This window comes from Nocardia sp. FBN12 (genome assembly GCF_054031145.1).
Map to the genome: position 1 here is coordinate 1,719,667 of NZ_CM132926.1, position 13,378 is coordinate 1,733,044.

The window sequence follows — 13,378 nt, forward strand, 5'->3', positions numbered from 1 at the left end:
GGGCTACCCGGCGTTGACGACCTCGGCGGGCGGGTTCGGTGCGTAGAGCTCGTCGATCTGCGCCGCGTACTTCTCGGCGATGACCTTGCGCTTGAGTTTCAAGGTGAGGGTGACCTCGTCGCCGCCCGCTTCCCAGAAGGTGGGCAGGATGCGGAAGCGCTTGATCTGCTCCACGCGGGAGAGCGTGCTGTTGCCCAGTGCCACACCGGCTTCGAGCGCGGCGCGGACCGTCGCGTCCACGGCCAGCGCGGCGGCGGAGGCGTCGGGGAGCGCGTGCTCGCGGGCGTACGGCTCGACGGATTCGGCGTCGAGCACGATCAGTGCGGTGTTGTAGGACCGGCCGTCGCCGATGACGGCCATCGCGCCGATCAGCGGGGTGGCCGCCTTGATCGCGTTCTCGATGTTGGTGGGGGACATGTTCTTTCCCGCCGCGTTGATGATCATCTCCTTCTTGCGGTCGACGACGCGCAGGTAGCCCTCGTCGTCGATGCTGACGATGTCACCGGTGTGCAGCCAGCCGTCGGTGTCGATCGCCTCGGCGGTCTGCTCGGGCCTGCCGCGGTAGCCTTTCATCACCAGTGGTCCGCGCACGTGCAGTTCCCCGTCGTCGGACAGGCGTGATTCCATGCCGGGCAACAGCTTTCCGACCGCACCGAGCACGGCGTCGCGGGGATGGCTGACGCTGCAGATGCACGCCAGCTCCGACATGCCCCAGATCTCGGCGATCGGGATGCCGAGACCAGCGAAGAAGGCCAGGGTCTGGGGCGGGATCGGGGCGGCGCCGGACATGGCCCACCGCACCCGGTCCAGACCGAGGGCGGCACCCAGCTTGCTCAGCACCAGCTCGTCGGCCCGCGCCCACTCGGCGGCGAGCTCGGCGGGCACCGATTCGCCTGCCAGCTGATGGGCGCTGCGGGCCGCGGCGACCGACATCGCCCACGCCATGCCATGGCGGCGGGTCTCGTCGGGTTCGGCCGCGACCTTGAATTCGATAGCGGCCTTGAGCTTTTCCCACACCCGCGGGACTGCGCCCCAGATCGTGGGATGCAGATCGGCGAGGGCGGCGGCGATCTGCTTGGGGTCGCCGACACTGGTCACCTGGGTGCCGAGCACCTCCTGCACGTAGAGCGCGGTCAGGCGGTCGGCGATGTGGGCGGTCGGCATGAACGAGGTGATGGTGTCACCGAATTCGATGCCGAGGATATCGGCGATGCCATACACCTGGAAAAGCAGTGCGGCATGGGTGGTTTCGACGCCCTTGGGCGCGCCGGTGGTGCCCGAGGTGTAGATGAGCGTCGCGACGTCCTCGCCGCGCACCGCACGCCAGGCGGCGTCGAAGTCGAAATCGGCACGACCCGCCGCGAGTAGTTCGGCCACCGACAGAGTGCTCTCGGGTGCCTCGTCGACGCAGACGATGTGGTCGAGTTCGACACCGGCGGACGCGATCAGCTTCGCGTACTGCGGCTCGCAGATCACCACCCGCGCTCCGGCATTGCCGAGCACATAGGCGAGCTGTTCGGGGGAGAGGGTGTTGTACACCGAGAACGAGGTGGCGCCCAGATGCTGCGCACCGACTTCGAGGGGATAGAACTCCACCCGGTTGCTCATCATCAGCGCGACGGTGTCGCCACGGCGCACGCCGAGGCCTGCCAGTCCGGTGGCGACCGCGCGGACCTGGGCCGCGTACTTGGCCCAGGTGATGGTCTGGGTGTCGCCTGGCGTACGCAACGCGACCGCCTCGGGAGCGATCGAGGCAGTGTGCTGGAACGCTGCGGGCAGGGTGTCGAAACGAGGAATGCTCACGGAGAAAGGAACTTTCTGGTTGGTGACGGCAGGTGCGGTGCCGCGATGAGAACGCTGATGGGCATTGTCCGGAAGGTCCGCGGCCGATATCGGCCTGTGCGGGCCCGCGGCGAGGCGCTCAGCGGCGGCGCTCGATCGCCCGGATCAGCTCGTGCACCGTGGTGTCGGCGGCGAGGCGGTGATCGAGGACGACGTTGATCGCACCGCGCAACAGCGCGTAGGGTTCCCAGCCGCTCGGTGCGATGGTGCGCGGTGCGCGGCGGGCGATGCCGTCGGCGATCGTGCGGGCCGCGTGCTCGGCGCTGATCCGCACATCGAGTGGCCACGGCAGCATCGCGTCGAGTTCTGCGCCGAGGTCGTCGGTGTCGAGCATGTCGTGGGTCATCGCGGTGTCGACGATGCCGAAGTACGCGACGCCCGCGCTGGCCCCGCTCGCGGCGAGTTCCACGCGCAGCGCCCGCCCCAGCTGTTCCACCGCGGCCTTGCTCACCATGTACGGCGAACCGCCCATCCCCGGCGCGAACGCCGCGCAGGACGACACCACCACGACATGGCCGCGCGTGGACACGATGTGGTCCAGCGCCGGATGGACGGTGTTGAACACACCGGTGAGGTTGATTCCGATCACCCGGTCGAAGTCCGCCGGGTCCATCGTGCGCACGGTGGCGGGCACGGGCGTCACGCCCGCGTTGGCCACCACCACGTCGAGCTTGCCGAATCGTCGCACCACCTCGTCGATCGCCGCGGTCATCTGCGCCCGGTCGGCGACATCGGCGCCGATGGCGTGGGTGTCGAGGCCCAACTCGTCGGCGGCGCGTCGGGCCGCGACCGCGTCGACGTCGATCACGACGACCTGCGCGCCGCGGCGGTACAGGATCCGGGCCAGTTCCCGGCCGATGCCCTGACCGGCGCCGGTGATCACGACGACCTTGCCCGCCACCTCGTAGGAGCGCCCGAACCAGTCGGTCGGCGCGAGTAGCCGGATCATGCCGACACCTCGTAGGACTCGATGTCGAATCGACGTGTGCGGCGGCGGTATTCGAAGCTCCAGTTCGGATACAGCCCGGCATTGCCGCCCTCGGCGGTGGTGTAGTAGCTCTCGCAGCCACCGGTGAGCCAGACGGTGTCGGCGCTGCGCTTGCCCATCTCCTCGACGAAATCGCGCTGCACCTGCGAACGGACCTCGACCCGTGTTCCGCCGCGAGCGCGCAGCGTGCTCAGCGCGTCGACGATGTAGGCGATCTGCGACTCGATCATGAAGACCGCCGATTGGTTGCCCGCCGCACCGAACGGACCAAGGGTGCAGAAGAAGTTCGGGAACCCGGCCACCGCCGCGCCGAGATAGGTCTGCGGCCGTTGCTGGAAGAGCTGGGCGATCGAGCGCCCGTCGTGACCGATGATGCGGTCGAAAACACTGGGCGTCGAGGTGAATCCGGTGCCGTAGATGATGGTGTCCACGGGGATCTCGACGCCGGCGCGGGTGACGATGGAATGCGCGCGTACTTCGGCGATGCCGTCGGTCACGACCTCGACATTGTCCTTGTCGAGGGCGGGGAGATAGGCATCGGAGAAGATCGCCCGCTTGCAGCCGATCATGTAGTCCGGAGTCAGCGTGGCCCGCAGCTTCGGGTCGCGGATCTGGCGGCGCAGCTGGATTCGGCCCAGCAGTTCGAAGGGATGACGGAACCTGTTGTCGACGAACCCGACCAGGCCGAATCCCTCGATCAGCGAGTACCAGGTGCCACGAACAGCCTTCTGCGCCAACGGGATCTGACGCAGCAGCCGACGCTCGAGCCCGAGCGTCGGACGGTCCATCCGCGGCACGATCCACGGCGCCGAACGCTGGAACACCGTCAGCGCGGCGACCTTCGGCTGGATCTCCGGCACGAACTGGACCGCGGAGGCACCGGTGCCGATCACCGCCACGCGCCGGCCGGTCAGGTCGTGGTCGTGGTCCCAGTGCAGGGAGTGGAAGGCCGTGCCCTCGAAGGTCTCCAGGCCCGGCAGCGACGGATACTTGGCCTCGGCGAAAATGCCCGCGGCGGAAAGGAAGTAGTCCGCGGTCAGCGTGCCACGGGAGGTCTCGATCCGCCACCGTGACTGCTCGTCGTCCCAGCGCGCGCCCAGGAGTTCGGTGCCGAACCGCACGTGCCGGATAACGTCGTTGGACTCGGCGACGGTGCGCAGGTAGTCGAGGATCTCGGGCTGCTTGCCGTAGGTGCGCGACCACTCCGGGTTGGGCGCGAAGGAGTAACTGTAGAGCTGGGAGGGGACATCGCAGGCGCAGCCGGGGTAGGTGTTGGCCTGCCAGGTGCCGCCGAGGTCGTCGGCGCGTTCCAGCACGACGATGTCGTCGAAGCCGGCTTCGCGGAGTTTGATCGTGAGCCCGATCCCGCCGAATCCGGCGCCGAGCACGACGATGTGCGTGTGTTCTGCGGGCATGGGTCAGCCGATCCTTCCGTGCAGCACCGACACCAGGCGATCGATGACGGTGTCGATCCGGGTGCTGCGGGTGAATGTCGTGAGCGCCAGCGGTGAGGAGAACCGCTGGCGTGTAGTCGCTTTGGCGTAGGTGAACTCGCGCAGGCCGTCGGGTCCGTGCACCCGGCCGAAGCCGGAGGCGCCGACCCCGCCCAGCGGCAGCGCGGGGATGGTGGCGTGCGCGACGAACGCGTTGATCGAGGTGGCGCCCGCGTCGATCCGGTCGGCGATGGCGTCGCCGTCGCGGCGGGCGAAGACGGTGGCGCCGAGTCCGTATTCGGAGTCGTTGACCCGCTCGATCGCCTCGTCCATGGACGTGACCCGGGTGACGACCAGCGTGGGGCCGAAGGTCTCCTCGGTGACCGCCGCGCTGTCGTGCGGTACGTCGACCAGGATCGTCGGCTGCACGAACTGGCCGTCGATGGCGTCGAGCCCACCCAGCAGTGCCCGGCCGCCCCGGGCGAGCACGTCCTCGATGTGGTGGCGAATCACCGCGAGCTGCTTGGGCATGGTGATCGGGCCGATCTTCGCCGTGCCCGCTCCGGCGCGCAGTTGGCCTGCGCGATCGAGCAATTCGGTGAGGAACGCGTCGTAGACATCGGTGTGTACGTAGACCCGTTCCACGCCGAGGCAGGTCTGCCCGGCATTGGCCATGCCACCCCACAGCGCGGCGTCGGCCGCGGCACCGAGATCAGCGTCCGCGTCGACGACGAGCGCGTCCTTGCCCCCGCACTCCATGAGCACCGGCGTGAGCCGCTGCGCGCAGGCCGCCATCACCCGCTTGCCCGTCTCGGTGGAACCGGTGAACCCGATCTTGCCGACCCGGCTGCGGCACAGCGCGGCCCCGGTCGCACCACCACCGGTGATCACCTGCAGGACAGGCTGTTCGGGGACGACGCGGGCGAACGCCTCGGCGAGCCAGACGCCGACTCCCGGGGTGTACTCACTGGGTTTGAACACCACGGCGTTGCCCGCGGCCAGCGCGAACGAGATCGAGCCGAGCGGGGTGAACACCGGGTAGTTCCACGGGCCGATCACCCCGACCACGCCGAAGGGCCGGTACTCGACCCGGCAGGCCTGGTTGACGGTCAACAGACTCGGCGCGACCGATCGCGGCCCGAGCACGGCTTTCGCGTTGTGCGCGGCCCATTTCAGGTGTTCGAGCGCCATCACGATCTCGAGCGCGGCGTCGGAGTGCGGCTTGCCCATCTCCTGGCTCATGAGGCGAGCGAGTTCGTCGCGGCCGCGGGTGATCTCGGCGCGCCAGCGGTCGAGGCGGCGCGCACGTTCATCGAAACCGGCTGTGCGCCACCAGATCGCGGCGCCGTGGGCGCGCTCGACGGTGGCCTCGACGGCGCTCTCGTCGTGGCTGGGGTAGGAGGCGACCAGGGCGCCGGTCGCGGGACTGTGGACGTCGAAGCTTAGTGAGGTGGTCATGGGAGGCGTGCCTTTCGCGATCAGAGGTCCAGCGTGAGTGCGCCACCGGCGGAACGGGACACGCAGGTGAGGAGGTGATCGGCGCGCTCGCCCGGTGGGAGCAGTCGGTCGCGGTGATCGATCGCGCCCGCGAGGACCTTGGTCTTGCAGGTGCCGCAGAAACCCTGTCGGCAGGAATACGCGATATCGGGTCGCACCCGGCGGATCGCGTCGAGCGCGGTCTCGGTGCTGTCGACGCGCACCGTCTCCCCGCTGCGCGCGAGGGTGATGTCGAATGCCTTGCCATCGGTCACCGGCCGCGCTGAGAACAGTTCGGTGTGCAGCGAGGCGGTGGGATTCAGCGCGAACAGGGTGCGCTGGGCGGCGTCGAGCACCGGGGGAGGACCGCACACGTAGACCGCGGCGCCGGGGGCGGCGGTGGCGAGCAGTGCGGGAAGGTCGGGTGTGCCGGTTTCGTCGTCGGGCCGGAGCTCGGTGCCTGCCGGGAGTTCGCCGAGAAACGGCATGGAGTCGCGCGATCGGCCCAGATAGACCAGTCGCCCGCGGGCACCGGCCGCACGCGCCATCGGCAGGATCGGGGTGATCCCGATGCCCGCGGCGATGAACAGGTACGACGGTGCGGTCTCGACGAAGGTGAAGGCGTTGCGTGGCCCGCGGATGCGCAGCCCGGCACCTGCGCGCAGGGTGTGCATCTCCCGTGATCCGCCGTCGCCGTTGTCGATGCGGCGCACCGCGATCCGGTAGCGACGCCGGTCGCGCGGATCACCGCACAGGGAGTACTGGCGTTGGCGACCAGAGGCGAGGAAGACGTCGATATGGCACCCCGGCCGCCACGACGGCAGGAACTCGCCCTCGGCGCCTGCCAAGGTCAGGCTCACCACGTCGGTGGTCTCCGCGTGCACCGCCTCTACCCGGAGATCGAGATCGAAGCCGTTGTGTCGCACCGGATGTGGTGGCGACAGTGCGGGCTGGGTGAACACCTTCTTGTAGAGGTCGACGGCGGCGCCGATGGTGCGCAGGCTCGGTGTCGCGACATCCGCGGAAGGGTTCACGCGCGCGCCGCCGGCGAGTGGGCCAGGTACCGCAGGGCGTTGTCCATCGAACCCAGCTGGGAGGGATGGAAACCCGGCCGCAGGTAGCGCGGCATCTCGGTGACGAAAGTGGTGAAACTCGGGATCACCCCGCGCACCGTCGCACTCACGAACTGCCTGGCCCAGGAGCGTCCCTTGTCCTTGCTCGGATCCTGGCGATACAAGTACGCGGTCGAGACGACGAACAGCGGCAGCAGCGTGCCGCTGGCGAGCAGCCCGGTGCGCAGTCGTCGCGCGTAACCGCCGTCGACGTGCATATAGGCGTCGAACACCACGCTGCGGTGCTCGACCTCTTCGGCCCCGTGCCAGCGCACCAGATCGAGCATGGTCGGGTCCATCCCGAGCTCGGCCAGCACCTCCGATTCCAGCAACCACTCGCCGATGACCGCGGTGAAATGCTCCATCCCGGCGAACAAGCCGAGACGTTCCTTGAGCCATTCCTCCTTGGCGCGGCCGGTGAGCCCCTGATCGCCGAGGATCCGGTCGACCAGCCAGGCGATCTTGGCGACATAGGACTCGACATCGAGCCCGATCGACTGCAGATGCCGCCGCGCGCCTTCGTGGCTGCTGGCGTGCATCGACTCCTGGCCGATGAATCCGGTGACTTCCTCGCGCAGCCGCTCGTCCTCGATGTAGGGCAGGGCCTCGGCGAGGCAGGTGGCCATCGCTCGTTCGCCCTCGGGAAGGACGAGATGCATCACGTTGGTGACATGTGTCGCGAGTACTTCGCCCGGGATGTAGTGCAGGGGCACCGACGAGAAGTCGAAGTGCACATCCCGCGCGTGAATTGCGTGCGCTTGTTCCTGATAGGAGCGCGCCGTTGCACCGTTATCAGCCATATCCGAACCGTACAGTGCAACAAATAGTATCGCAATGTTGCAGACGGATCTGATCCGCGGTTGTGATCGGAGCTCGTCGCGCCTGATACCGTCGAAGCGTGCTCTCCACCGCCGCGACCTCGGGAAATTCGCCCACCGCCGACTCCGTCGAAGAACGAATTCTCGATGCCGCCCTCGTGCAGTTCGAGCGGGTGGGCGTGCGCAAGACGACGATCGAGGACATCGCCAAGGCGGCCGACGTCGACCGTGCCACCGTCTACCGGCGCATCGGATCGCGTGACGACGTCGTGCGCGCGGCCTTCGAGCGGGAGGTGCGCAGGCTGCTCGCCGACCTGGGCGAGATCCCGGCGCGCCACGACGCCTTCGACGACATCGTCGTCGACGTCTTCACCACCGTGATCACCCGCTGGCGCGCGCACCCGCTGGTCGAGCGACTGCTCACGCTGGAGGCTGATCGGCTGCTGCCGCAGCTCACCGTCGACGGAGCGTCGTTCTTCCTGCTCTCGGTCGCCACGTCCACCGAGATCATCCGAAAGGTGCTCGAGGACAACAGATTCCCCGACATTCCCGATCTCGGCGCCCGGGTCGAAGTGGTCTGCCGGGTGGTGCACTCGCTGATTCTGCAGCCGGTCGGCACCATCGACACCGGCTCGGAGCAGGCCCTGGCGGCCTTCGCCCGCGCCTACGTGGTCCCGATCCTTGTGACCGGGGCCTAGGCGCGGGCCTGCGCGTCCGGGGGAGCGGGCGAACGACCTCGTTCGCGCCGGCGTAGATGCGCGAGATGCGGCCGTCGGCCCGCATGCGCGCGATCGGGTACCCCTCCATGCAGCCGTATCCGCCGTGCAGCTGGATGCACCGGCCGATCACCGCTGATCGGTGGTCCGGCAATAGAGCGGACACCTGTTGGCGAAATGCCAATAGTCGAGGTCGGGAATTGACAAACGCCGCACGGTCCTGCGAAAGTACCAATTACTTGGACATCCAACTATTGGAAACCCTCCAACTGCGCACCCCGCGCGACCGACATCAACGGAGTAGGACTGGCATGGTTCGCGAACTCACGCACTTCATCGGCGGCAAGCACGTCACCGGCACTTCCGGCGCTTTCGGCGACGTCTTCGATCCGAATCTCGGGCAGGTGCAGGCCAGGGTTCCGCTGGCCAGCGCCGCAGAGGTGACCGCGGTGATCGACAACGCGGCCGCGGCGCAGCCGGTGTGGGCGGCGTTCAACCCGCAGAAGCGCGCCAGGGTGCTGATGAAGTTCGTGAACCTGGTCAACGACGAGATGGACAGCCTGGCCGCGCTGCTCTCGTCCGAGCACGGCAAGACCATCGCCGACGCCAAGGGCGATATCCAGCGCGGGCTCGAGGTCATCGAGTTCGCCATCGGTATTCCGCACCTGCTCAAGGGTGAGTACAGCGACAGCGCGGGCACCGGTATCGACGTGTACTCGATGCGTCAGCCGCTGGGTGTCGTCGCCGGTATCACGCCGTTCAACTTCCCGGCGATGATCCCGTTGTGGAAGGCGGGTCCGGCGCTGGCCTGCGGTAACGCGTTCGTGCTCAAGCCTTCCGAGCGTGATCCGTCGGTGCCGCTGCGTCTGGCCGAGCTGTTCCTCGAGGCGGGTCTGCCTGCGGGGGTGTTCAACGTGGTCAACGGCGGTAAGGAAGCCGTCGACGCGATCCTGCATGATCGTCGGATCAAGGCGGTCGGCTTCGTCGGTTCGACCCCGATCGCGCAGTACATCTACGAGACCGCGACGGCCAACGGCAAGCGTGCGCAGTGTTTCGGCGGCGCGAAGAACCACGCTGTCGTGATGCCCGATGCCGATCTCGACGACGTCGCCGATCAGCTGATCGGCGCGGCGTACGGGTCCGCGGGTGAGCGTTGTATGGCGCTGTCGGTGGCCGTGCCGGTGGGGGCCGAGACCGCGGATCGGCTGGTCGCGAAACTGACCGAGCGGGTGCACAAGCTCAATGTCGGCCGCTCCGACGACGCGGGCGCCGACTTCGGGCCGCTGGTCGGGCTCGACGGGGTGGACCGGGTCAACGACTACGTCCGGATCGGTGTCGACGAGGGCGCCGACCTGGTTGTCGACGGCCGCGGCCTGAGCGTCGAGGGTGCCGAGAACGGCTTCTTCGTCGGCGCGAGCCTGTTCGACAACGTCACCGCCGACATGCGGATCTACAAAGAAGAGATCTTCGGCCCGGTACTCACCGTGGTGCGCGCGAGCGACTACGAGGAGGCGCTGCGGTTGGTCGACGAGCACGAATACGGCAACGGCGTAGCCATTTTCACCCGCGACGGTGACACCGCGCGCGATTTCTCCGCCCGCGTGCAGGTCGGCATGGTCGGCGTGAATGTGCCGATTCCGGTGCCGATCGCGTACTTCACCTTCGGTGGCTGGAAGGGCTCGGGCTTCGGTGATCTCAACCAGCACGGCCCGGATTCGATCCGGTTCTACACCAAGACCAAGACGGTGACCCAGCGTTGGCCTGCCGGGCTCAAGGAGTCCAACGCGTTCGTCATCCCGACGATGGACTGAGCGGCGATGTTCACCCTCGATGCGGACGAACGCGCGATCGGCGAGACCGCGCGCCAGTTCGCCGACGAGTTCCTGGCACCGAACGCGCTGGATTGGGATGAGCGCAAACACTTCCCGGTCGACGTGCTGCACAAGGCGGGCCCGCTCGGGCTCGGCGGCATCTCGGTGCGCGCCGATGTCGGCGGCTCCGAACTGCGCAGGCTCGACGCGGTGCGGATCTTCGAACAGCTCTCGACCGGGTGTCCCTCGGTGGCGGCCTACATCTCGATCCACAACATGGCGACCTGGATGATCGATGCCTATGGCACCGAGCAGCAGCGGCACCGGTGGGTGCCACCGATGGCGTCGCTGGAGCTGCTCGGCAGTTACGCGCTCACCGAACCGGGTGTCGGGTCCGACGCGGCGGCCTTGAGTACCAAGGCCGTTCGCGACGGCGAGGACTACATCCTCACCGGCGCGAAGCAGTTCATCTCCGGCGCGGGCGCCAACGACGTGTACGTGATGATGGTCCGCACCGGCGGGGATGGCCCGCGCGGCATCTCGGCGCTGATCGTCCCGGCCGACACGCCGGGTCTGACGGTGGGACCGAACGAACGGAAGATGGGCTGGAACGCGCAGCCGACCCGGCAGGTGATCCTCGACGGTGCGCGGGTGCCGGTCGCCAACCGTCTCGGCGCGGAGGGCGACGGCTTCTCGATCGCGATGAACGGCCTCAACGGTGGCCGGCTCAACATCGCCGCGTGCTCGATCGGCGGTGCGCAGGCCGCGCTCGACAAGACGGTCCGCTACCTGTCCGAACGGCACGCCTTCGGAAAACCCTTGGTGCGCAACGAGGCACTGCAGTTCGAGCTGGCCGATATGGCCACCGAACTGGAGGCGGCGCGGACCCTGCTGTGGCGGGCCGCGGCCGCGCTCGACGACGACGCCCGGGACAAGGTATCGCTGTGCGCGATGGCGAAGCGTTTCGCCACCGACACCGGCTTCGAGGTGGCCAACAAGGCGCTGCAATTGCACGGCGGCTATGGCTACCTGCACGAATACGGCCTGGAGAAGATCGTGCGCGACCTGCGGGTGCACCAGATCCTCGAGGGCACCAACGAAATCATGCGGGTGGTTGTCGCCCGCTCGCTGATCGGAGCAGCATGACCGACGAAGTCCTGATCGCCGTCCGTGACGGTCTGGGTCTGATCACCCTGAACCGGCCCAAGGCCATCAACGCCCTCAATCACGCGATGACACTGGCCATCACCGACGCGTTGCGGTCCTGGGCCGACGACGACGCGGTGCGCGCCGTCGTGGTGACCGGCGCGGGTGAGCGTGGACTCTGCGCGGGCGGCGACATCGTCGCCATCCACGCCGACGCGAAAGCCGGTACGGCGGGCGCCGATTCGCCGACCGGGCGGTTCTGGCGCGACGAGTACCACCTCAACGCGCTGATCGGCAGCTACCCCAAGCCGTACGTGGTGATCATGGACGGCATCGTGATGGGCGGCGGGGTCGGCCTGGCCGGGCACGGCAGCCACCGCATCGTCACCGAGCGCTCGAAGATCGGGATGCCCGAGGTCGGCATCGGTTTCGTCCCCGACGTCGGCGGCACCTACCTGCTCTCGCGGGCACCGGGCGAGATCGGCACCCACGTCGCGCTCACCACTGCGCGGATGACCGCGGGCGACGCTATCGCGACCGGATTCGCCGACTACTACGTGCCCTCCGACGCACTGCCCGAGCTGCTCGACGCGCTGGGCACCGTGGGTGTGGAGGCGGCGATCGCGAAGTTCGCCGAGGCCGCACCGTCGTCGGACCTGCTCGCGCAGCGAGGCTGGATCGACGCCTGCTACAGCGCCGACACCGTCGAGGAGATCGCGGCGCGACTGCAGGCAGACCAAGCGCCACAGGCGGTCGCGGCGGCCGGTGACCTGCTCGCGAAATCGCCTGTCGCGCTCAAGGTCACGCTGCGCGCGCTGCGAGCGGCGCAGGACCTGCCGAGCCTCGAGGCAGTACTCGACCAGGAATACCGGGTCTCGGTCGCCGCGCTCGGCTCACACGACCTGGTCGAGGGCATTCGCGCCCAGGTGATCGACAAGGACCGCAATCCCCAGTGGCGACCCGCGACCCTCGCCGAGGTGACCGACGATCAGGTGGCGGCCTACTTCGCCGATCTGGGTGCGGCGGAACTGGATTCGATGGCAGCGGAGGCTCGGCGATGACGAAGAAGATCGGTTTCCTCGGGCTCGGCCACATGGGCGGCCCGATGGCGGCGAACCTGGTGCGCGCGGGCTACGACGTGCTCGCCTACGACCCGGTGCCCGCCGCGCAGGAGCAGGCGCGCGCCGACGGCGCGACCGTAGTGGACACCGCCGCCGCGGCTGCCGCTGACCGTGACGTGGTGATCACCATGCTGCCCAACGGCAAACTCGTCCTCGACGTCTACGCCGAACTGCTGCCCGCCGCTACGCCGGGCACGCTGTTCATCGACTGTTCCACCATCGACGTCGCCGACGCGAAAGCAGCTGCGGCACTGGCTGTCACGGCCGGTCACCGCCCGCTGGACGCGCCGGTCTCCGGTGGCGTCGCCGGGGCGACCGCGGGCACCCTCACCTTCATGGTGGGTGGCGCGGCCGCCGATTTCGCCGACGCGGGCGATGTCCTGGGCGTGATGGGCGGCAAGGTGGTGCACTGCGGTGACGCCGGGGTCGGTCAGGCAGCGAAGATCTGCAACAACATGCTGCTCGGGATCTCCATGATCGGGCTGTCGGAGGCACTGGTGCTCGGTGAACGGCTCGGCCTGAGCCACCAGTCGTTCTTCGACGTGGTCTCCACCGCATCCGGCCAGAGCTGGGCACTGACCAGCTACTGCCCGGTGCCCGGACCCGTGCCTGCCAGTCCGGCCAACAACGACTACCTGCCGGGCTTCGCCACCGCGCTGATGTCGAAAGACCTCACCCTGGCCGCGAACGCGTTGCAGGCCAACGGGATCGACGGTCAGCTCGGCGAACTCGCGGCCGCGATCTACGCGCGGTTCAACCAGACCGACGCCGGGCGGGACTTCTCCGCCATCATCACCGACATCCGCGACCGTTCCGGAGAATCCGACTCACTCGGAGACGAACGAGGGTAGTCACAAGGAAATCGCGTAGGCCCGGCCCAGGACAGTTCATCCCTGGGCCGGGCCGCGATGTGCC

At 68.3% G+C, this 13,378-nt stretch carries 11 protein-coding genes and 1 pseudogene; 5 read left to right on the plus strand and 7 right to left on the minus strand.

The window, feature by feature from the left end; genetic code table 11:
* Nucleotides 1-3 precede the first annotated feature (3 nt).
* The 6 genes from fadD11 to ACWZHB_RS08515 all read right to left on the minus strand — a co-directional run bounded on the left by fadD11 (nt 4) and on the right by ACWZHB_RS08515 (nt 7,651).
* The gene (gene fadD11 / locus ACWZHB_RS08490; RefSeq protein WP_427907380.1) at nt 4-1,803 is read right to left on the minus strand and encodes a fatty acid--CoA ligase FadD11; all 1,800 of its coding nucleotides are present in this window, start codon (nt 1,801-1,803) and stop codon (nt 4-6) included.
* 118 nt (nt 1,804-1,921) lie between these two features.
* On the minus strand, nt 1,922-2,791 hold the full coding sequence (locus ACWZHB_RS08495; RefSeq protein ID WP_427907381.1) for a short-chain dehydrogenase/reductase: 870 nt from the start codon (nt 2,789-2,791) through the stop codon (nt 1,922-1,924).
* Complete coding sequence (locus ACWZHB_RS08500; protein ID WP_427907382.1) at nt 2,788-4,245, minus strand: flavin-containing monooxygenase; 1,458 nt, start codon at nt 4,243-4,245, stop codon at nt 2,788-2,790. Before ACWZHB_RS08500 ends, ACWZHB_RS08495 begins: the two co-directional genes overlap by 4 nt.
* A gap of 3 nt (nt 4,246-4,248) precedes the next feature.
* Complete coding sequence (locus ACWZHB_RS08505) at nt 4,249-5,721, minus strand: aldehyde dehydrogenase family protein (RefSeq protein WP_427907383.1); 1,473 nt, start codon at nt 5,719-5,721, stop codon at nt 4,249-4,251.
* 20 nt (nt 5,722-5,741) lie between these two features.
* Nucleotides 5,742-6,773, minus strand: a complete 1,032-nt coding sequence (locus tag ACWZHB_RS08510) for a PDR/VanB family oxidoreductase (RefSeq protein ID WP_427907384.1) — start codon at nt 6,771-6,773, stop codon at nt 5,742-5,744.
* Nucleotides 6,770-7,651: a metal-dependent hydrolase gene (locus ACWZHB_RS08515; RefSeq protein ID WP_427907385.1), complete on the minus strand. Its 882-nt coding sequence runs from the start codon at nt 7,649-7,651 to the stop codon at nt 6,770-6,772. The genes ACWZHB_RS08510 and ACWZHB_RS08515 overlap by 4 nt, the downstream gene beginning before the upstream one ends.
* 98 nt (nt 7,652-7,749) lie before the next feature.
* Here ACWZHB_RS08515 and ACWZHB_RS08520 point away from each other — a divergent pair, with 98 nt between their 5' ends.
* The gene (locus ACWZHB_RS08520; protein WP_427907386.1) at nt 7,750-8,367 is read left to right on the plus strand and encodes a TetR/AcrR family transcriptional regulator; all 618 of its coding nucleotides are present in this window, start codon (nt 7,750-7,752) and stop codon (nt 8,365-8,367) included.
* Nucleotides 8,368-8,389: 22 nt separating this feature from the next.
* Here the strand turns inward: ACWZHB_RS08520 and ACWZHB_RS08525 are convergent.
* Nucleotides 8,390-8,533: pseudogene (locus tag ACWZHB_RS08525) on the minus strand (acyl-CoA dehydrogenase family protein); the annotation flags it as partial.
* Between the two features lie 163 nt (nt 8,534-8,696).
* On the opposite strand from ACWZHB_RS08525, the gene ACWZHB_RS08530 reads away from it, so the two are divergent.
* Genes ACWZHB_RS08530 through mmsB form a run of 4 tightly spaced genes read left to right on the plus strand, consistent with a single transcriptional unit; the run spans nt 8,697 to nt 13,314 of the window.
* Nucleotides 8,697-10,196 (plus strand): CoA-acylating methylmalonate-semialdehyde dehydrogenase, encoded by a 1,500-nt coding sequence (locus tag ACWZHB_RS08530; protein ID WP_427907387.1) that lies wholly within the window; start codon nt 8,697-8,699, stop codon nt 10,194-10,196.
* A 6-nt stretch (nt 10,197-10,202) separates the two neighbouring features.
* Nucleotides 10,203-11,342: an acyl-CoA dehydrogenase family protein gene (locus ACWZHB_RS08535; protein WP_427907388.1), complete on the plus strand. Its 1,140-nt coding sequence runs from the start codon at nt 10,203-10,205 to the stop codon at nt 11,340-11,342.
* Nucleotides 11,339-12,403, plus strand: a complete 1,065-nt coding sequence (locus tag ACWZHB_RS08540; RefSeq protein ID WP_427907389.1) for an enoyl-CoA hydratase/isomerase family protein — start codon at nt 11,339-11,341, stop codon at nt 12,401-12,403. The genes ACWZHB_RS08535 and ACWZHB_RS08540 overlap by 4 nt, the downstream gene beginning before the upstream one ends.
* Nucleotides 12,400-13,314: a 3-hydroxyisobutyrate dehydrogenase gene (gene mmsB / locus ACWZHB_RS08545; protein ID WP_427907390.1), complete on the plus strand. Its 915-nt coding sequence runs from the start codon at nt 12,400-12,402 to the stop codon at nt 13,312-13,314. Before ACWZHB_RS08540 ends, mmsB begins: the two co-directional genes overlap by 4 nt.
* Nucleotides 13,315-13,378: the final 64 nt, after the last annotated feature.

Bases quoted from the DNA above. Each gene is read 5' to 3' on its own strand.
- ACWZHB_RS08540 (WP_427907389.1), top strand. From the start codon at position 11,339: ATGACCGACGAAGTCCTGATCGCCGTCCGTGACGGTCTGGGTCTGATC.
- mmsB (WP_427907390.1), top strand. From the start codon at position 12,400: ATGACGAAGAAGATCGGTTTCCTCGGGCTCGGCCACATGGGCGGCCCG.
- ACWZHB_RS08500 (WP_427907382.1), bottom strand. From the start codon at position 4,245: ATGCCCGCAGAACACACGCACATCGTCGTGCTCGGCGCCGGATTCGGC.
- ACWZHB_RS08530 (WP_427907387.1), top strand. From the start codon at position 8,697: ATGGTTCGCGAACTCACGCACTTCATCGGCGGCAAGCACGTCACCGGC.
- ACWZHB_RS08495 (WP_427907381.1), bottom strand. From the start codon at position 2,791: ATGATCCGGCTACTCGCGCCGACCGACTGGTTCGGGCGCTCCTACGAG.
- ACWZHB_RS08515 (WP_427907385.1), bottom strand. From the start codon at position 7,651: ATGGCTGATAACGGTGCAACGGCGCGCTCCTATCAGGAACAAGCGCAC.
- ACWZHB_RS08505 (WP_427907383.1), bottom strand. From the start codon at position 5,721: ATGACCACCTCACTAAGCTTCGACGTCCACAGTCCCGCGACCGGCGCC.
- ACWZHB_RS08535 (WP_427907388.1), top strand. From the start codon at position 10,203: ATGTTCACCCTCGATGCGGACGAACGCGCGATCGGCGAGACCGCGCGC.